This window comes from Endozoicomonas sp. SCSIO W0465 (genome assembly GCF_023716865.1).
Lineage (GTDB): Bacteria > Pseudomonadota > Gammaproteobacteria > Pseudomonadales > Endozoicomonadaceae > Endozoicomonas.
In genome coordinates this window covers 7073921-7093613 of sequence record NZ_CP092417.1, presented here as the reverse complement: position 1 = coordinate 7093613, position 19693 = coordinate 7073921, and the positions used below count along the sequence as shown (strand labels likewise).

The window sequence follows — 19693 nt, the reverse complement described above, 5'->3', positions numbered from 1 at the left end:
CTATTCTTTCTATCTGTTCAAGTAAAATGCAATTTTATTACCAAAAAAATAGAGAGAAAGCTAAAAAAAAATTTGCAGATGACGAATAAGCACTCTATGTTGGAATTAAAACTGGGTATAAATTATTCGGTTTTTATTACGATGTACTAACTACTAGTAGATTGGTTAATTTAAAACGAGGGATGACCCAATGCCTGCAACACGGAAGACTGCAGCCAAAAAAAGTACGACCAGGAAGGCTCCTGCTAAAAAAGCGACTGCCAAGAAGACTGTTAAAAAGGTCGATATGGTGACAAAGTGGGAAAAAGAAATTGATGCGCTAGAGAAAAAGCTTAAAAAGGCTAAAGATGCGCTGAAAAAGGCAAAGGCCAGTGCAAAGAAAGCTTCTGCCAAAAAGAGCCCGGCTAAGAAAACCACGGCCAAGAAGAAGGTAGCTACGAAAAAGAAAACTGCTGCCAAGAAAACCACCGTCAAAAAGGCAGTAGCTAAGAAAAAGACAGTAGCCAAGAAAAAAGTAGCGGTTAAGAAGACGCCAGCAGCCAAGAAGCCAGCAGCCAAGAAGCCAGCAGTCAGAAAGAAAGCAGCAGCCAAGAACAAACCGGCAGCCAAAAATGTAGCTGCTGAACAAAAGGCTCCTGCTGAAAAGATTGCACCTGAGAAGAAAGTCACATCCAGAAAAACCGCTGCAAAAAGGTCGCCTGCTAAAAAGAAGTAAGTAGTTGGTAACTCCAAGCTTTTACAGGGGGAATTATATTCCCCCTCATTATTTTTGAATCTTCACCACTTTCTCTTCTAAAGTTATTCGATTTCATCGGGCTTGCTACTTATAATGCCCGCCATGATCACGCTAACATAAATAGTATAATTATTTTCTATCTGCTTGAAATTTAATAGATTAATCCACTTTAAATCTCTATTTGACGAGCCGTAGAGCTTGTTTTAAGCCAGAATAATAGATGATTCGTAAAAAGAGCTGGCTTCTAATCGAGCGAGTATAACCATCTATAACATCGCTTCTATATGTTTTGCCGGTCGATTGGAATACTCAGCCTTTGGATCGCAGTAGGAAGCGGGTGCAGGGGCACCTCCTGAACCCTTTGGGGGTTACCCCAAAGTGTTGAAAGAACTCCTTGATAGTCTCTCCTGGCATGAGCCCAGCAGAACGCCAGAACAATCAGCGGATGGTCTTTGGCCAATTTTTGTAGGTTGAATACCGGTCGCAGACAAGTGTTCCCTTACCTTCTCCAATGATCGATTCAGGCACAGCGGAAGGCTTTAGAGCCTTCATGGTGATCGGATGCTGAAGAATGGTGAAGAAGCGATACCCATTGCCCAGGGAGATGGCACCTACAGCATGCTCATACAGCCACCTTGATGCAGAAACACTGACTAAGATTGGCCGAGACCTTCGCTATCCACTGAATGGCATTAATCACCCAAAAGCAGATTTGGGCGTCAGCTTCAAATTAGAAAAGTCTATTGATAAAGAACCCACCCCTTTACCGGGTAGTATGATGGCCATGCCACTGAGCATCCTGGAATTTGCTCCAACGTTATCCTCACAGCGGAGAGCCAAGCCCGTATTTGCACAGCAACAACGATAAAAAACAGTAAATTACTGGCAAGATCAGTGAAGATAACTATAAATTGCATTCGGACTTAAAGGTTGTTTAATCAATTGCTAAACGACAATTCAAGTTAGTATGTACGACCAAACAAATCATTGATGTATTGTCTTATTTTTGGACCAGGTAATCATCAGGTTCATTATTTGGGTATCTGCTTCGCTAATAAAAACGGAGTGATTAAATGAAGGCTATCAGTGACACATCCATACCAAACCGGCCATGCAACATCTGCACAGAAATAGAATCGAGTCAATTTGGCGGACGTTCGTTGGTCAAAACATCGTGTAGTAAATCTCACCAGCTTCATTTGGGATGTATTATCGAGCGGTTGTTAGAGCAATCAGTTCCTCTGGATCAACGACGCTGTTGCGATTCTGATCAACCCGCTCTGCCACTGCTACGTGATTGCCAACCCTTGGTTCAGAACGCCTGCCAAAAGGGAGACCTGGAAGCACTGGAGTTAGTGGGGCAGATGCTTGAGCTGAATGACATTACCCAGATTGATAGCATGAACGCTAACGCTGATATTGCACTGGATTTTCTAATTGCAAAAGCGTATCTGCTTATGAGGAACTTTCAGGATAATGTTAGGACTTACGCATTGATGACACCGATAAATTTTGGTAGGAGGTGATCCTTCCCCTTTGCAAAACTCTCAATGAAAGCGCCTATTGTCTCTTTAAACAGCCCCCGTTGGTGCTGATAAATATTCGTAAACTCCTGCTCTATCTGCATTTTCTGGAGATAAACAAAAGCTAAAATTGCAGCAAATATATGGTTTCTGACGGGTCGTTCGCTGCGAACCTGAAAGTGCTCAATATGGCAAACCTGCTTGATCGCCCTGTGAAACTGTTCGATCTGCCAGTGCTGGTCATGGATCTGCTTGAAGTCATTGCGTTCAAAAGGGACTTCCTCTGGCAAGTAAACCACGTAGTGGCGACGCTGGTCTTTTAGCATCGTCCTGAACAACCGGATCTTACCGAAGTCTTTGAGCCATACATCCAGACCATTGTCGGGGATGTCGAGGTGTTGAACCTGCTGCCATTTACCTTTTTCCAGTGATACTGTCCTGTTTTCTCAACGGCAAACATAAACCCAGTCTGATGGTTTTTAATCGTCTTCAGGTTAGTCGTGCAGCTGTACCAGGAGTCACCGGTAACGAACGCTGGCTTCAGCCCCCATACCAGCACTTCAATCAACATTTCACGGAAGTAGTCGTTTTTTGTCTTGTCTTCCGATTTGTCGTATATCCTGTAATTCACCGGCATATGGCGCCCGGATACGTCGGTGTAATAAAGGGTGATGAGGTTAACTCCCTTAACCACTCGGTGATGTTTACCCGACCAAAAGTGGCCAACCAGTGCCACGGAGTAGCTATAAGGTTTGTCGAGCACGCTGTCATCAACGCTCAGGGTGCCGCCAATAGGGTTTAAACTTTTGACTGCTTCATCGTACATATCTTTGGGCTGATAGTTTTCACGCTTAAGAAAGCGGTTTGCGCTATCGTGAGAAAAGTCGGTAACCTCGGCCAGTCTTGTGCATGTTGATGATTTTGGCTCACTAATCAAAAAGCCAATGTATTTTGCAAGAGTGCATCGTGCAGTGGTCGGTCGAGTGGTAGTTCTCACTTTCATCCCTGAAGACATCTGTTTTTTGGCATTATCAAATTTTAGAGCCTGTTGTCAATGCGTAAGTCCTAAATGTGTTGAAGGCAATTAAAAACTGTCTACCTCAAAATAGCGACAGTGGACAAGACAGCGATGCCTTGCGCAAGATGAGCGAAGCCACCAGAAGAGCTTCCACCGTGATTGAATCTGAACTAAAAAAACTGGCAGAAATGGATATGGTGATTGTGGTAGGTGGTATGGTCAATGCTGGCAAATCAACCACCATTAACGCAATTGTTGGTTTCGAATTATTACCGGAGAAAAACATCCCGATGACGCTTCTCCCTACACTGATTCGCCATAAGCCCAGGCAATCGGAGCCGGAGCTCAGTATTCACGATCCACAGCGCATTAATGAACTGCTTGAGCGATTAAGGATACTGGGTTCAGATGAGCAAGCGAGTTTACGTTCTTGTGGGGAGCCACTGCAGCGCTTAATCCTCGACGGCAGAATTAACAGGAGTTACCAGGGCCAGGAGAACGTTTCCAGAACGCTAACCAGCTTAAACGACTTATTCTCACTTTCCAGCCAACTTGGTGTGGCAACCCCTTATGAACACTATTGTCGGATTGATCATATGCCTACCATCTCAGTGGAATATTCCATCCTTCGTGATCAGGATAACTCAGGGATGAGAGGTCAACTGGTCTTGATGGATACCCCTGGGTATAACGAACAACGTCGGGGGAGTCTGAGTGGCATAGTCCGTGAAGAAGTCTACAAACAACTGGACCAGGCATCAGGGATAATAGGTTTGATGGACTACACACAGTCCGATCCTCAACAAGAAGATACATTTTGCGAAGCACTTAGCCGGATTTCCAGACAAAGTCGCTGCAACATCTCTGCCTGGGTCAATAAGTGGGATCAGAAGAACCAAAATAGTGAAGATGAAAATCAAGTAAAAAGTCGCCTGGCTGGAAAGTTGGATGGTGTTCTAACCCGTGACAATGTGTACCCTGTTTCCGCTCGCAATGCTTTTCTGGCGAACACTGCCCTCAGAGAATTAGAACAAAACACACGCTTGCCTGATGGGGATGCCAACCCTTGGGTTAAAGATTTTTACAAGGCAACTTATGGTGATTCATGGCAACGAAGAATAAAAGGGTTGACTGCAGAGGATATTCAAGAGGATGCAGAAGACCTTCTGAATAACAGTTGTTTCCAGCAGCCGATAAAAAATATGGCTCTATTTGATTTCCGAACTGCTCTGCAGTGAAAATTGGATGTGGACCACGCAATGTAAGGCTTGAGGGCAAATTGCCGAGCAAAGCTCTGAGAGCCTTTAATGATAAGTGCTTCAGCCAGGTTCAATCTGGGAACAGTCTGTAATCCAATAAGAGCCAAAAATATTATTAAACATGCCAATACTGAGGTGGCTATTTTGGCTATCCAGTCTGCCAGCAGTAAGCTAAAGAACCAAACGGACACGGTAGAGGATTCGGCCTCTCTCTCTTTAGAATTACTTGATAATGAGATTAAAAAACTGGAAGAAGAAAATGTTGAGTTGAAAAGTAAAAGAAAGGGGATTGATAAAAAATTGCAGGAACTTGATCAGGCAGCTCAAAATTTCAAATCCTCGCTAGACAAAGCTAATTTCCTGGGTGGTTTTAAAAAAATATTTGATGAACTTGATAACAAGATCACCGACATAGTAACTAAAGAATGTGAGAATTCCAAAGGGGAATTTAAAAAGAAGTTAAAGGAGATAAATGAAAAAAATTCTGCAACTATAAATTCAGTGACCGCTATAACTAGTTCTGTGTCTGCAGTAATTGCCGGCACACTTACTAAAGTTAATACCCAGGCCGGTGCCTTCGTAGCAGGCACTGGCGCAGCCATTGCAGGCACTCTAAAGGTAATTTCTCAAAAACTGCTGGCAGCACCACACGGAAGATGACGTGAAGCCTCCTCAATCAGGTTACTCAATCTCGGAAATAACCCATCGCCCATTAGTCGGCTTTTCAGATAATCCCAAAAAGAGAGACCATACAGGCGACACGTTTTTTTCAGGCTGGCAAAGGTGTCGCGACATTGCCGCCCCAAATCGCTTCGCGTCCCACTACTGATCTTTCGTCGTTTAACATATTCTCGTATCTGACTCTCGCTCAGGTTGTTGTGCAGCGGTAAGCTCGGGTCATCCAGAACCAGTAATAGCTCTTCCTTGATTACAGCCAACCCTGACAGAGCATCCTGAAGAAGCCCACTGCACGTTTGGGTTTGGATCAGCGCCTGGAACCCCTGTCGTACTTTTATTGCCTTTTTTTCAGTTGGCTCTGTCTTGAAGTCTTTAAGGTCATCGTAAATGGCCCAGAACCATGTCCGAAGCCATTTCTGAGCCATGGCCTGCTGATCATTGACCGGATGAACTTTTGCCAGCCCTCGCTCTGCATGTATCCAGCACTGGCTGTGTTTGAAAACGTCGAACTGCCTTGCCCCATCACTGAAGGTGGTAAGATGTCCTGCTCCATGCTGTATCAGGCTGCCATAAATCATGGCTTCACTGGCCTGCTGGCGCCGTCTACCAGTTAGTCTCAGGTCTTTCATACATTCTTCCCAGGCTTCATGGCTCAGGAAGGTGACGCCTCTGTATGGATTAAGAACGCGTAGCCACTTTTTGGGGTAATCCAGTTTTTCCAGATAGATCAAGGCATCGTCGGTGAACGTGTAAGTTGACCATGGGCGGTGCAGTAGGCTTACGAAATTTTCCCGGCTTTTGCTGTCTGTGCTCTCGAACCAGGCAAAGGACTCGTTATTGATGATGGTGCAGTAACCGTTCTTCCCCTTATGCCTTGTTCCCGTGTCGTCTGTCTGGATATAACTTGAACAGCGAATACCTGTAGTCAACAGCTCATCTTTCTCAGCATGGAACTGCTCGTGTCCTTTCGTCAGAAGCTGGCTGAGTTCCCCGCTGGAAATAGAGATTCCAATGTCCCATAGCCAGTCCAGCAGTTCTGGCTGGGTAACGGAGCAACCATGATACTGGTGCAGAACGTAGGCCTGCAGCATTGGCCCGTAATGATGTCCATGAAGGCTGGCTGGCGGTTTGGCCGTAATGGTTTGTCCATCGGGTGTCACCCATTGCTCTAAAAGATATTCAATACTGGATGTTTGTATTGTCAGTTCCTGAACATGAAAAGGGGTGGTTCCATTCCTGATTGATCCCTCCGGAACATCAGTGGCAGCAATGGGTATGGATTTTTCCGCCGATGGCTTTCGGGGCTGTTTACGCTGCTTTCTGGTTTTCTCGTTGGGCTTCTTAACCTTCTGCTTTGACGAGGTGTCTGGGCTGGCTCCATCGTTACCCTCAGGAGCGGATGGATCTCCATCAGGGCTGCCGGTGTCATCATCGGGAGGTTTGGTGTTTGGTTTGATGTCAGGCTTTGCGGGCAGTTTTTTTAGACGACGAATCTCTGCTTCAAGCAATTCTATCTGCTCTTTGAGCTGAATGATCTGCTCTTGCTGCTGAGTGATGAATCTCAGTAGATCTTCAGGTTGTAACTGCTGGTGTTCTAGAAAAGCCATGGTGAGAGGATAGACGACTGACCGAAATTATCCTGCTTCCAGCACTTTTTGAGAAATTACCTCTAAAGTTGTATGAAAATAGCTATAACCAAAAACCTCCTGAAAGTATGGATTGCACTAATTTAGTTCCATTTGATGACGTTGGTGAATATGACAAATTTTCAAATGGTCTAAAAACAAAGGTAGAGAAAGAAATAAAGGAAGCTTATGGTGAAATTGACCGCGCCATGGAAGAATTGAAAACAAAGGTAATCAAGGACTGCAAGTTAATTGAATCAAATCTCAGTAACATAAATAATAACTCGACTTTAGAGTTTTAAGAGCACAATAGTTCCGGCGCATAATCTGCTAAAAGCAACCATCCCCAATGACGAAATTCGAGATGGTTGCCATGCTCACTTCAGATCATCAAGTAATCCTCAGGGAGCTCGCTTCATATACAACCTTTCTTGCTGGAGCGCTATCATCAACTGCAGTACCAACGTTCTGCGAACTGCTGTTCGGTTGCATGCTTTCAGCCGACGGCTTTGTTACACAGGCGTTGTTAACAATTGATTTTCATTGTGTGTGGAGCAGCTACCACCACTGGCTATCTCAGGGCAAGTGGCAATGGAAGAACTTGGCACGCCACTTGATCCGTCTGGTCTGCTCCAAAGCTCCTGAGAATCAACCTGTGGTCCTGGGGCTTGATGACTGGGTAATCGAACGGTTTTCCGACAAAGCCCCTGCTTGTCGTACACATCATCAACACAGCAAGAAACGCAATCGGCCGACGTACATCTGGGGGCAGTGTTGGGTTTCCCTGGCCATCATATTTGAGCGGGCTGCAGATGAAGTATTTACCGCCATACCGGTGATCTCATTTCCGACACCAGCTTCAGGTAACACCAGCAAACTGAAAATTGCCGTGGCCATGCTCAGGGTGGTACGCAATGAAGTGAAGGATCGAGTGCTACGCCTGCTAACCGATTGCTGGTATATGAACTGGACACTGATAAAGCCAGCTCTGGAAATGAACATAGAAGTTGTTGGTCAGATACCTTCAAATCGGGCCCTCTATGCTTTGCCGCCAGCACCCACCGTAAAGAAGCGAGGGCGCCCAAAAAAGTACGGCATCAAGATGACGACAGAACAGGTTAAGAAACTGCCGGAAGAAAAAGCAACAGTATGGATGTACGGCAAATTTCGCAAAATACGTTATCGTACCCTGATCTGTCGCGCCAGATTCCTTAAAGGTCGTGAAGTACGCGTCGTCTGGAGTCGCTTTGAAAATGACAAAGGTCTGACCGAAAGCAGAATATTCATCTCGACCAATCCGGAACTTGAGGGACTGGAGGTGCTTCGTGCCTATTCCCGGAGATGGCCGGTAGAGCCAATGTTTCACCAACTCAAACATGCTTTTGGCTGTTGCCATTTATGGCAGCAGAAATTGCGAACACTGCTTCGATGGATGCATTTGAAAATGGCAGGCTATGCATTATTGCAGTTATTAACCGTTTGTAAAAATCAGGCATGTCTGAATATTTCTCGGATACCCTGGAGAAGCCCGGATACAACCACTGCAGGCATGATGAAAATTGCTCTTTCAGGAATTATTCCGAGGTTCTCTATTCGCAAGGGCTGGAACAGATATAAGCAAAAATATGAGTTCAATTTTCGCGATCTGATCGACCAGTTAATACCGGATAATTCAGAAGCAGCATAACTAAAGGCTTTTAGGCAAAAAACGGAAGTAATAACGAACTTGGAAAAACAGTTCACTGATTTCGGCTTGCTTCACTATAAAAAGCTGACCGAATTATCGTTTTATACAGACTCTAAAGTCGAGGATAATAATATAAATGCAATTATTAACTTGAGCAATTCTTACCTGCCGATTACGTTTGCCCCACAGGTTATAAATTTGGCTCTTGTAGGATTTCAGACTGCTACTGGGTTGAACATTGCTGAAGCCCTTTATCTACAAAGGTTGTCAGCATATTGTCCGGTAATGTTGCCCAATCCTTGTTTTTCGTGACCTACAGTCAGTTTTCACTGTAGAGCAGTTCGTAATCAAAATAGAGCCATAAATTTTTATATAGAAAGACTTTCTATAGAAAAAATAATTACTCATATTACCAACCCTTTAATAATACGACAAGATGGGATTTGGGGCAGATTCTGTAGTGTGGCGAATAGTGAGGAGTGGGGTAAGGTAACAGTGTCTTGTATTGATCAGCCAAAACTGATTAAAGAAGCTAAAAAAATAATTGTAGAGGCTCGTGATAAAATTTTTAACAATATTCGTCAAAATATTGTAGATCCGGTTCATAATGGAATTGATACCTGCATAGAACAGTTAAAAATAGGTAAAAAATCCATTGGTGAAGATTTACAAAATCTCCTTAGAGAAAATGAGGCAGAAAAAAACAAAAAAACAGCGCAAAAGAATGCCCTCGAATCCATAAGAGAAAAGTTAAAACAGAGTGATGTTGATGCACTGTATACAGCCACTAACAAATTTATACCGCAGCAACCTGGGCCTTCATCTTCACCACCGCCACCTGGGCCTTCATCTTCACCACCACCTTCACCACCGCCACCTTCTCTCCCTCCAGTTCGAGCACCCATGGAATTGTCCGGAAATCAGCAATCCGGAAGGGGCATCTCGAATGAATATCAGCAAACGGAGCCTTCACCTTCAGTAGTTGCAACGCTCTCACCACCTTCACCACCACCGCCGCCTCCCCTCCCTCCAGTTCGAACACGATTTCAGCTAATAATGTACCAACGTCGTTTAGCAATCAACGGCGAGCCTGATCAATCAGAATCTCCCGATAATTCTAACAGGGAATGGGAACCCTGATGAGCAGCGTCACTGTTTTGCCTGTCTATCCGACTTATCAGGATTTCTTAACCGCAAGTAATACTGTGCTATTTAACCAGCACTGTACAGTGAATTGCCGGTTCCCGTTAACCTCTTTTAACCACTCAGAGACACCACCCTGTCAGAGTTTCTATGAATAACGTATTTGGCAACACCCCCGCCTTAAATTCTCCGGCCTGTGCTATTTGCCAGCGTACCGATCATGATCCGGGTGGCCACTCCATGGTCAGGACACTCTGCCAGCCGGAGCCCCACTTTTTCCACCCGGACTGTATTCCTCGATGGTGGGGCGATTCCACTGCAGATGCTTTACGGGAGCGCCGTTGTTATGTGTGCCATGAACCGACACTGCGGTTAGTGAGTGAACCCGGCGGGAGAGCATTCACAGCCTGGCCTGCTGACGTAAATCGTCCCGGCGATCAGGCCATGCCTCCTATCCAGGGGACCGCTGCCAATAGTGTGCAGCAGGATTGCTCCTGGCCAGATTCCAGAATTATGCTGTTATTCGATGCTGCTGAAAAGGGCGATCATAAGCGCCTGCAAACGCTGATCGAACGGGGCATCAATGTCAATGCCACGGGCAGGGAGGGTGTCACGCCGCTGCACATTGCCACCCGCAACGGTCACGTCGCCTGTCTGCAAACGCTCATCGGCAAGGGGGCCGATCGCCTGCCGGCCCTGATAACGGCAGCTGATTATGCGGTCTCCGTCATCTATACCGCTGTCAGGGAAGGTAAAATCGCAACCATGATCGAGCTGTTCCGCCGGGGGGAGGAACTGTATAGTACGTTGCGTGATGTGATCTTCACTGGCGCTGATGTCAATGCGGCCCGAACAACCGATGGTGAAACGCCGCTGCACATCGCCACCCGAAGCGGTAACGTTGAGTGTTTGAAAATCCTGATGGCCAACGGTGGGGATGTCAATGCGCCCCTGACAACCAATGGCGAAACGCCCCTGCACATCGCCGCCAGCATAGGCGACGTCGACTGTTTGCGAACCCTTGTGGGTTATGGGCCCGATACCAAAGCCAACTTACAGACCCTTTATGATCAGACCACTGCCGTCATGCAAAGGGCCAGGGAGAGCAAAATGGTGGCCTTGCAAGCCCTGCTTGAACGGGGGCAGTCACTCTACTCAGCCCTTAAAGACCTGATCTGCCAAGGAGCCAATATCGAAGCGGTCCGGGCCGATGGCGCCACACCTCTGCACCTGGCTGCCCAACACGGCCATCTGGAGTGCCTGCAATTGCTGGTTATTATGGGAGCGGATGTCAACGCCCGCGACTACTATGGACTGGACACGCCACTGGATCTCGCCTCTATGAAAAACCATACCGACTGTGTGCGGGCTCTCCGGCAAGTCCTGAAAACCGGAACTGGTGATCATGCGGCCGCTACCTCCGTGGCAACCGGTGGAAGGGCAACGTGGGGTTGGAATCAAAACCTTCGGGATAAGCCACCAGAGCAAGACTTTCAGCAAGAGCTGTTGCTCCGCTTACAGGAACTGGTCCAACAACGACCAATAGGCAGTGATATGGGATCAATAAACACAACGTTGGCACCGCCTGTAGATCGTCAATCCGGCCAGTTGATGGAGGAAAGAAATAGGCGATCATCCGCTGGAAGTGGTGGTCAATTCATGGCAAAGACAAGTAAAGCACGTGCCAATCAGCAACGTCCTGAGATACCACCAAAACCACGCATGCTGAAAAAACCACCGATTGCACCCAAGCCCAAAATAGCTAAAAAACCACCGATAGCGCCTAAAGTGAAACCGCCTGATGTGAAAGGGCTATCCAATCAGGAAGTACGTTCCCAGCCCATCAACGCTGTTCGGGCAAGTGGGTCGTTACTTGATGAACTCAGGGAAAGGCTGAGTCAACGGTCTGCCAACAAACAGGGGTTTGATCAATAGTCTGCCTGAGACAGCGCTTACTTTTTGCTCTGTTTACACGGTTGTTTCAAAATAACACAGCTCCGGTGCAATATTCTTTACCTCTCCAATGACTACCAGATGTTTGTGGTCATCACTTGAATTCCGGTGAACAAGCGTTCCTTGGCCGGTGCAAGTCGGCTAGATTCGTGCCTGACTGTAGGATTTAACGACAATCGCCTTGTTAAAATTTTTGTTTATGTTTTTGGCTCTTGTAGGATTTCAGACTGCTACTGGGTTGAACATTGCTGAAGCCCTTTATCTACAAAGGTTGTCAGCATATTGTCCGGTAATGTTGCTCAATCCTTGTTTTTCGTGACCTACAGTCAGTTTTCACTGTAGAGCAGTTCGTAATCAAAATAGAGCCATGTTTTTTTATGGAATTTATTCTGCTGATTTTTGTCTTACCCACAGTTTTGAGCCGTAAAGTAGGCAAAAGCGATGAATGTCAGCGGCAACGCGGCAGATTTATTCTTTAGTTGCTCTATCTGTATGGGTGACGACGGATATCTTGGACAATTTGGTGGGCGTTCACTGGTCAAAAGCTCTTGCCCGTCATCCGACGTTTTCCACCTGGAATGCATTACCAAATGGCTTGACAGCGCACAGCAGTTGGCAAGAAGCCTTGATCAACGGGAATGTGTGTGCTGCCAACCGGCACTGCCCTTGATCCGTCTGAACGGTATGAAAGCAATTGACGACGAATCACGTTATTGTGAAACCCTGATGTTTAATGCCTGCCGTACCGGGAATCTGGAAACACTGAAAATGCTGTTGCGCGAAGACGAGACTTTGGCCAATCGGACTTACCATTCAGTGACCGCCGGTCATCCTGAACACCTGTTAGCTGTCGCCATAAAGAAAGAACATACTTATGTAGTCCGGCTCCTGATCGACTACGGTGCCGATGTCAATGCCGTCGAGCACAATGGTGAGTCCCCCTTGTACATTGCTGCCCAGAAGCGCCGCACCAAGGATCTCAATATGCTGATCAAGGCTGGGGCGGATATCAATAACGTACTGCGAACGGCTGTCCGGGAAGGCGATGCTCCATTGCTTAGATACCTGATCAGCACAGAACCCAGCCAACTTGCCCTTAATAACGCCCTGTGCGAAGCCGCCGAGCGGGGGCAAACGCAATGTCTTGAAATCCTGATCAGAGCGGAAGCGAACAACCTTAACGATGCCCTGTGTGCTGCTGCCGAGCGGTGGCAAACCCAATGCCTTACCCCCCTGATCAAGGCGGGAGCGAACGCCCTTAATCGTGCTTTGTACATCGCTGTTCTGTCGGAAAACATCAAGGGCCGACGTGTTCTGGAACAACATGGTGCAAATATTATTACCGTAATGCACACTGCTGCCAGAGAAGGTTCTTTGGAATTTTTCAATCTCCCGCTCGACCCGAGACACATCAATGAAACCGATAAGGAAGGTCAAACGCCGCTGCATATCACTGCGGCCAAAGGTCATAGCGGGTGCCTGGAAAGATTGCTTGAAATCAGCAGAGAGAAGGTCAATGCCAGCAATAACAGTGGCGAAACAGCCCTGCATCTGGCCGTTTACAATGGCCGCGTCGGATGCCTGAGACCGTTGATTGAAAATGGGGCGAATTTGAATGCCATCAATAAGAACGGCGAAACAGCCCTGCATATAGCCACCAAAATCAGCCTTAATGAAGGCCATCAACAATGGACTGACATGGGCAGAGATATCAATGAAACCTTGGCAAACGGTAGGACGCCCAAACACTATACCAACAACAAACAAGAAAGCGGTGACGAGTGCCTGAGAGAGCTTGTTGATAACAGAGGAGTGAATATTAATGTCACTGATAACGACGGCATCACGCCTTTGCTAATAGCTGCCTTTTGGGGCAAATTTGATCGCCTGACATTGCTGATCGACGCAGGAGCGGATATCAATGCCGTTGCTAACTGCGGTACAACGGCAATAAGTGCAGCCGCTTGCTGGGGGCGAACCGATTGCCTGAGAAAGCTGCGTGACATGAAAGCGGATATCAATGTCAAAAGACGTATAGATGGTGCTATGCCCCTGCATAAGGCCGCTACTCAAGGCCACACAGAGTGTGTGAAAGAGCTGCTGGCCGATAGCCGAATCCAGGTAAATGAAACGATGAACAATGGCATTACGGCTCTCCACTTGGCTGCCATACAGGGCCACACAGAGTCCGTCAAGGCATTGCTGGCCGATAGCCGAATCCAGGTAAATGAAAGGATGAACAATGGCATTACGGCTCTCCACTTGGCTGCCATGAAGGACCACACAGAGTCCGTCAAGGCATTGCTGGCCATTCCCGTAATCCAAGTCAATGATAAGATGAACGACGGCTGGACGGCTCTCCACTTGGCTGCCAAGTATGGCCACACAGAGTCCGTCAAGGCATTGCTGGCCATTCCCGGAATCCAAGTCAATGATAAGACTAACGACGGCTGGACGGCTCTCCACTTTGCTGCCGTTGAGGGCCACACAGAGTCCGTCAAGGCATTGCTGGCCATTCCCGGAATCCAAGTCAATGATAAGATGAACGACGGCTGGACGGCTCTCCACTTGGCTGCCAAGTATGGCCACACAGAGTCCGTCAAGGCATTGCTGGCCATTCCCGGAATCCAAGTCAATGATAAGATGAACGACGGCTGGACGGCTCTCCACTTGGCTGCCAAGTATGGCCACACAAAGTCCGTCAAGGCATTGCTGGCCATTCCCGGAATCCAAGTCAATGATAAGATGAACGACGGCTGGACGGCTCTCCACTTGGCTGCCAAGTATGGCCACACAAAGTCCGTCAAGGCATTGCTGGCCATTCCCGGAATCCAGGTCAATGATAAGATGAACGACGGCTGGACGGCTCTCCACTTGGCTGCCAAGTATGGCCACACAAAGTCCGTCAAGGCATTGCTGGCCATTCCCGGAATCCAGGTCAATGATAAGATGAACGACGGCTGGACGGCTCTCCACTTGGCTGCCAAGTATGGCCACACAGAGTCCGTCAAGGCATTGCTGGCCATTCCCGGAATCCAAGTCAATGATAAGATGAACGACTGCTGGACGGCTCTTGACTTAGCTATCAAGAACGGCAACACCCTGTGCCAGGAACTCCTTACTGAAAATGGGGCCCACCCATCGGCCTGTCTTCTAATGTGAGCAATAAAATGGCTTGGGGAAACGACGTCAGGCCTTGAATCTTGATTGTTTCAAACCTCCACCTCGTACAGCGCCAAGCTCGGCGCAGTACCCTTGATCTCACCATCCTGAATAAACACTTTCTCTCCAGCGCTCACTGACTCTCCCTTAGCGGTAATCATCGATCCATCCCGAAGCTCTGCCTGGCTGGTGCCGTTGCCATTATTGGCGGTAATGGTGGCGACAACCCGCACACCTTCAGGAATCAGTGCTCTGAATTGCTGCCAGATATTGGTGGTGGCCATGGTCTATTATCTCCTTATCTAATTGGTGAGGAATGCACAATGGAATTTACTGAAGAGTATGAAGATGTCCTTCAAAATCTTGAGTATCCGATTATGAATTACTATTACCAGAACCCTGTTTTGGAGGATTGGGATGTCAAACGGGCACTGGAGGCCACCATTGAGCATTACCGGGCCGAATTCGCCAACCGGCCGCCCAGGACGAAGAACCTGTCACTATTTGAGCAGCAGCTGAGCGGTCAGCTGATTACAATCTGCGAATGGCGCCTTGGCAGGGTCAGCCTGGATGAGGTGACAGCGATGACTGAGAAGTATGCCTACCAGTTTAAGGAAGATGACTTTATAAAAACGTCTGAAGAACTTCAAAAGTGCCTGAAGCGGATCATCAAGTCTGTCGAGCGATGGAACCGAGTGAACGGTAAGCAGGGCTATTTGAATTTCACTGCACAATTTTTTCCTGTCCCTTAGTAGTGGCGCTCTAAATCAACTGATTGGATAACAGCTCCCACGCCACTTGCACTGATACTCGTGGCCAGGCACAGTCCCTGCCAATCGCCGGTTATATCCTCAGCCTGGCACCCAAAAAAAGGGCTTGGTTTCCCGATTCTCAGAATCCTCGTTTTGATCTCTCTTGGCAGTGGTGCATTGCTTGATTTTGCTGCGGCTGCCTTCGAAGGGAAAGAAACCGGGGAACAAGCTTTGCTCAGGAAATTTTTTGCTTTCTCTGAGCTGGCGGTTTATACCGTCACCCAGTCTTTGCTGCTTCGATGATATTCTCTGGTAGGAGTAGCAGTATGTTTTTTCCGGCGTCATGATAGCCATCCTTTATTATTTTTTTGATCGGACGTCCATAATTATACTATGTCAATGATCACATTGAATTCCATCAGCCTTTTAAGGTCTGGCAAGCTCCTGCTGGAGAATGCATCAACAACAATCCATTCAGGTCAGCACGTCGGCCTTGTGGGTGCTAATGGGTGTGGCAAATCAAGCCTGCTTGCGTTGCTTACCGGGGATTTGCAACCTGATAAAGGTGAGCTTACGTTTGATAAGGGGCGTGGGTTGGCCCATATGGCTCAGGAAATTGATGTCCTGGATCGTAATGCTGTGGACTATGTATTGGATGGTGACGTTGAGCTTCGCCGAATAGAGCAGGCGATTGTTGATGCAGAAACCGCAGGAAAGCATGAGAAACTGGCAGATTTGCATGAGCAACTCCTGAGTGCAGATGGCTATACAGCACGTTCTCGAGCAGAGCAGTTATTGCATGGATTGGGTTTTAATCACGACGTGCTGAAAAAAAGTGTTCGTGACTTTTCCGGCGGATGGCGAATGCGGCTGAACCTGGCAAAGACCTTGATGTGCCCGTCTGACATCATGTTACTTGATGAACCAACCAATCATCTGGATCTGGATGCCATTGTCTGGCTTGAAAACTTTCTCAAGCGATACCCCGGAACATTGCTGGTTATTTCCCATGACCGGGATTTTCTTGATGCCGTTACTGATCACACACTCCATATAGAACATCAGACACTGTTCCAGTACCGTGGAAATTATTCGGCTTTTGAGCACCTCAGGGCTCAGAGACTTCAACAGCAGCAGGCTGCTTTTGAGAAACAGCAAAAGCTGCGGGCCCATATGGAAAAATTTGTTGAGCGCTTCAGAGCCAAGGCGACCAAGGCCAAGCAGGCTCAAAGCCGTTTGAAGGCTCTGGCAAGGCTTGAAGACATATCAGCGGCCCATGTAGATTCACCATTCTCATTTACTTTTCCAGAAGCTGATAAGATGTCTGCACCGCTACTGGTACTGGATACGGCTGAACTGGGATATGCTGATAAGCCGTTATTAAAACTGGGCATCAACATTCAACCGGGCAGCCGTATTGGGCTGCTTGGCGCAAATGGTGCCGGTAAATCGACCCTGATCAGAACGCTTGCCGGGGAATTGCCTCTGATTTCAGGCAAGGTTCATCCGGGAGAGCACTTAAGTATTGGCTACTTTGCACAACACCAGTTGGAGAGCCTGGATTTCAATGCCAGCCCTTTGCTTCACTTGCAAAGGCTTTCACCGGAAGCCAGAGAGCAGGAGTTGAGAAACTATCTTGGCGGTTTTGGTTTTCACGGAGATAAGGCTCTGGAATCGATTCAAGGGTTTTCCGGCGGTGAGAAAGCGAGACTGGCTCTGGCAATTATTGGCTGGCAGAAGCCAAACCTGTTGCTGCTTGATGAGCCAACCAACCATCTTGATCTTGATATGCGTCTGGCCCTGACGATGGCTTTACAGTCATTTGAGGGGGCCGTGATTCTGGTTTCACACGATCGTAACCTGATTCGAAGCACTACCGATGAGCTTTATTTGATTCATGATGGCCGCATGGAAGCATATTCCGGTGATCTCGATGACTACAGCCAATGGCTGGTTCAGCTTCGCTCCAGGGAACGCAATGAATCCCGTAGTGCCAGGAGCATGGAGAACGCTGAAGAAGTGGTTGGCGCAGCACAACAGAGTGTACAACAGAGCGCACAACAGAGCGCACAACAGAGCGCACAACAGAGCGCACAGCAGAAGAAAAACATACGACATCAGGAGGCTGAAAGGCGTAAGGCACTGCGGCCTTTGAGGCAAACTGCGGAAAAACTCGAACGCCAGCTGGAGGACCTGCAATCCTCACTTGCGCAGGTGGAAGAACTGCTCTCTGACCCGTTGATATACGAAGAAACAGCCAAAGAAAAACTGAAAGAGCTGCTGACCCGGCAAACAGCACTTAAACAGCAGACGGCAGAAATAGAAGAAGCATGGATGGAAGCTCTGGAAGCCATCGAAAACGCCGAAGCCAGCTTGTAGATCAATTTATAAACTGGCTTATAAACTGAGTTATATAAAGAGCGGGGCAAGGATGCCCCACAAGCTTATCTAACCAGGGTCTATGCGACAGCTTCATGCTCGCTGGCTTCTTCCTCTGTTACGATATCCAGTTTACCCAATAGAGTGGTCACACGTTCACCCCATGCGCTGAGCTCCTGCTTAAGCTGGATATTCTCTTCTTCAAGGCGGGTATTAGCAGACCGCAGGTCTTCTACTTCCATTCTTGATAATTCCAGTTTATCAATCAGGTTCTGGAGTCTTGATTCAAGTTGGCCTAGGGATTCGATAGACATAACGACATTTGCACCAAGAGGTCTGGTAAAAGTATTTAATAGTTTGCACTATTGCGGCAAGTTACGATAGCACGTTTTTGTCAGTTTTGATCACAAGAGATTGCTGTCATTAAGAATACTTCAGTAAAGCCTGACTATACTAGGCTTAATTCAAGATAAATTGTTGAATTTATGGGTTATCAGTACGATGCATTGTAAAGCAGAGCAATCGGTTACCTTGTGGGCTCATTCCGAATGAAGCTTCATTGCAGAAGAGTCCTTTATGGGAAGACAAGTACCCAGAAGCCTGTTGCTTCGGGAGTTCCAGATGAGCAAGACTTTTCAGCCCTGTGCCAGAATTATTTCAGCTTTGAACGTGGAAGATGAGGCGATTCGGGCTTTTTATATTTCCCTGATCAATAATCAAAGTGTTGATGAATACATTAATGAACGACACCTGCACTTTTGCTCACGACAGGTTGAAGGCTACTTTTTGAGTCATGTCCTGGCATTGACGGAGCTGGCTTTGGAGTTACCGGTCGTCAGGACGTAATTGCCTGCGGTTGGTCGGGCAATAGCCAGAGAATCAATCCCGGATAAGCTGACAAAATAAAATGAAGTAGATAAACTGCCTGCAATTTCCAGTGCTCTCATTGTTTCTGTGAGAGAACTTTTTAATTAACAATAACAACCCTGAAGAGCCATAGTAAACAGCCTTCAGTAAAGTGAAGGTAACTTTACCCCGGATCGGGAATGCCAGAAGGCATTTCCAGAGAAGTATGTTATGGCCAGGAAAGAGAAACAGGAAGTTTATGCCTGCAGTGATTCCTGCCGATTCGGTTGGGCTTGTAGAGCCCAAAGCGATACCGTTTGATCAGACTCTGTCGTTAAACTGTGGTGAGCGGCTGGATGGATTCCAGCTTATGGTGGAAACCTATGGTGAACTGAATCCGTCTCGCTCCAACGCGGTACTGATCTGTCATGCCCTCAGTGGGCACCATCATGCGGCAGGCTATCACACGCTGGAAGATCGTAAGCCCGGTTGGTGGGATAACTTTATTGGCCCGGGCAAGCCAATCGATACCTGTCGGTTCTTTGTTGTCTCCCTCAATAACCTGGGAGGATGCCATGGCAGTACTGGCCCAACCAGCATCAATCCCAGGACGGGTAAACCTTATGGGCCAGACTTTCCGGTAGTCACTGTTGCTGACTGGGTTAACAGCCAGGCAATGCTGGCGGACCATCTGGGAATTAAGCAATGGGCTGCGGTTATCGGGGGCAGCCTTGGCGGAATGCAGGCTCTGCAATGGAGCATTGCCTATCCAGAACGACTTCGCCATGCGGTCATCATTGCGTCAGCGGCCAGACTATCTGCGCAGAATATTGCCTTTAATGAAGTCGCCCGGCAGGCGATCATGTCGGATGAGCAGTTTCTGGGGGGGCGTTACCTGGAGAAGAGCAGCATCCCCCGCAAGGGTCCTGACT

The 19693-nt window shown here is 47.5% G+C and carries 18 protein-coding genes and 3 pseudogenes; 15 read left to right on the top strand and 6 right to left on the bottom strand.

Going from position 1 to position 19693, the window contains the following annotated elements:
• Window positions 1-190 precede the first annotated feature (190 nt).
• Window positions 191-715 carry a hypothetical protein gene (locus MJO57_RS32055; protein WP_252021707.1) on the top strand — a complete coding sequence of 175 codons (525 nt, stop codon included), beginning with the start codon at window positions 191-193 and terminating at the stop codon, window positions 713-715.
• A gap of 1230 nt (window positions 716-1945) precedes the next feature.
• Here the strand turns inward: MJO57_RS32055 and MJO57_RS32050 are convergent.
• Window positions 1946-2083: a hypothetical protein gene (locus MJO57_RS32050; protein WP_252021705.1), complete on the bottom strand. Its 138-nt coding sequence runs from the start codon at window positions 2081-2083 to the stop codon at window positions 1946-1948.
• A 139-nt stretch (window positions 2084-2222) separates the two neighbouring features.
• Window positions 2223-3256: pseudogene (locus MJO57_RS32045) on the bottom strand (transposase).
• Between the two features lie 77 nt (window positions 3257-3333).
• Here MJO57_RS32045 and MJO57_RS32040 point away from each other — a divergent pair.
• Window positions 3334-4515 (top strand): dynamin family protein, encoded by a 1182-nt coding sequence (locus MJO57_RS32040; protein WP_252021703.1) that lies wholly within the window; start codon window positions 3334-3336, stop codon window positions 4513-4515.
• A gap of 69 nt (window positions 4516-4584) precedes the next feature.
• Complete coding sequence (locus MJO57_RS32035) at window positions 4585-5196, top strand: hypothetical protein (protein ID WP_252021701.1); 612 nt, start codon at window positions 4585-4587, stop codon at window positions 5194-5196.
• Here the strand turns inward: MJO57_RS32035 and MJO57_RS32030 are convergent.
• Entirely contained in the window at window positions 5163-6821 is a 1659-nt protein-coding gene (locus tag MJO57_RS32030) for a transposase (RefSeq protein ID WP_252017470.1), read from the bottom strand. The two genes, MJO57_RS32035 and MJO57_RS32030, sit on opposite strands and share 34 nt — an antisense overlap.
• Before the next feature lie 68 nt (window positions 6822-6889).
• Between MJO57_RS32030 and MJO57_RS32025 the strand changes: the two genes are divergently transcribed.
• The 8 genes and pseudogenes from MJO57_RS32025 (at window position 6890) to MJO57_RS31990 (ending at window position 14784) form a co-directional block, all read left to right on the top strand.
• Entirely contained in the window at window positions 6890-7141 is a 252-nt protein-coding gene (locus MJO57_RS32025; RefSeq protein WP_252021699.1) for a hypothetical protein, read from the top strand.
• Between the two features lie 47 nt (window positions 7142-7188).
• Entirely contained in the window at window positions 7189-8526 is a 1338-nt protein-coding gene (locus MJO57_RS32020) for a transposase (RefSeq protein WP_252017304.1), read from the top strand.
• 39 nt (window positions 8527-8565) lie between these two features.
• The gene (locus MJO57_RS32015; protein ID WP_252021697.1) at window positions 8566-8838 is read left to right on the top strand and encodes a hypothetical protein; all 273 of its coding nucleotides are present in this window, start codon (window positions 8566-8568) and stop codon (window positions 8836-8838) included.
• Between the two features lie 150 nt (window positions 8839-8988).
• Window positions 8989-9666, top strand: coding sequence for a hypothetical protein (locus MJO57_RS32010; RefSeq protein WP_252021694.1), 678 nt, complete (start codon window positions 8989-8991; stop codon window positions 9664-9666).
• Between the two features lie 153 nt (window positions 9667-9819).
• The gene (locus MJO57_RS32005; RefSeq protein WP_252021692.1) at window positions 9820-11604 is read left to right on the top strand and encodes an ankyrin repeat domain-containing protein; all 1785 of its coding nucleotides are present in this window, start codon (window positions 9820-9822) and stop codon (window positions 11602-11604) included.
• A gap of 463 nt (window positions 11605-12067) precedes the next feature.
• The gene (locus tag MJO57_RS32000; protein WP_252021690.1) at window positions 12068-12292 is read left to right on the top strand and encodes a hypothetical protein; all 225 of its coding nucleotides are present in this window, start codon (window positions 12068-12070) and stop codon (window positions 12290-12292) included.
• A gap of 14 nt (window positions 12293-12306) precedes the next feature.
• A pseudogene (locus MJO57_RS33555) lies at window positions 12307-13224 on the top strand (ankyrin repeat domain-containing protein); the annotation flags it as partial.
• Window positions 13225-13320: 96 nt separating this feature from the next.
• Window positions 13321-14784 (top strand): ankyrin repeat domain-containing protein, encoded by a 1464-nt coding sequence (locus MJO57_RS31990; protein WP_252021685.1) that lies wholly within the window; start codon window positions 13321-13323, stop codon window positions 14782-14784.
• Between the two features lie 50 nt (window positions 14785-14834).
• Here MJO57_RS31990 and MJO57_RS31985 read toward each other — a convergent pair whose 3' ends face one another.
• Window positions 14835-15068 carry a hypothetical protein gene (locus MJO57_RS31985; RefSeq protein WP_252021683.1) on the bottom strand — a complete coding sequence of 78 codons (234 nt, stop codon included), beginning with the start codon at window positions 15066-15068 and terminating at the stop codon, window positions 14835-14837.
• On the opposite strand from MJO57_RS31985, the gene MJO57_RS31980 reads away from it, so the two are divergent.
• Window positions 15042-15536, top strand: a complete 495-nt coding sequence (locus MJO57_RS31980; RefSeq protein ID WP_252021681.1) for a hypothetical protein — start codon at window positions 15042-15044, stop codon at window positions 15534-15536. The genes MJO57_RS31985 and MJO57_RS31980 overlap by 27 nt on opposite strands.
• Window positions 15537-15635: 99 nt before the next feature.
• Here MJO57_RS31980 and MJO57_RS31975 read toward each other — a convergent pair whose 3' ends face one another.
• The gene (locus MJO57_RS31975) at window positions 15636-15881 is read right to left on the bottom strand and encodes a hypothetical protein (protein WP_252021679.1); all 246 of its coding nucleotides are present in this window, start codon (window positions 15879-15881) and stop codon (window positions 15636-15638) included.
• A 54-nt stretch (window positions 15882-15935) separates the two neighbouring features.
• On the opposite strand from MJO57_RS31975, the gene MJO57_RS31970 reads away from it, so the two are divergent.
• Window positions 15936-17915 (top strand): ATP-binding cassette domain-containing protein, encoded by a 1980-nt coding sequence (locus MJO57_RS31970; RefSeq protein WP_252021677.1) that lies wholly within the window; start codon window positions 15936-15938, stop codon window positions 17913-17915.
• A gap of 80 nt (window positions 17916-17995) precedes the next feature.
• Here the strand turns inward: MJO57_RS31970 and MJO57_RS31965 are convergent, their stop codons facing one another.
• Window positions 17996-18229 (bottom strand): cell division protein ZapB, encoded by a 234-nt coding sequence (locus tag MJO57_RS31965; RefSeq protein ID WP_252021675.1) that lies wholly within the window; start codon window positions 18227-18229, stop codon window positions 17996-17998.
• A 307-nt stretch (window positions 18230-18536) separates the two neighbouring features.
• Between MJO57_RS31965 and MJO57_RS31960 the strand changes: the two genes are divergently transcribed.
• Window positions 18537-18761: a hypothetical protein gene (locus MJO57_RS31960; RefSeq protein ID WP_066015520.1), complete on the top strand. Its 225-nt coding sequence runs from the start codon at window positions 18537-18539 to the stop codon at window positions 18759-18761.
• Between the two features lie 259 nt (window positions 18762-19020).
• Window positions 19021-19686: pseudogene (locus MJO57_RS31955) on the top strand (homoserine O-acetyltransferase); the annotation flags it as partial.
• Between the last annotated feature and the right edge of the window lie 7 nt (window positions 19687-19693).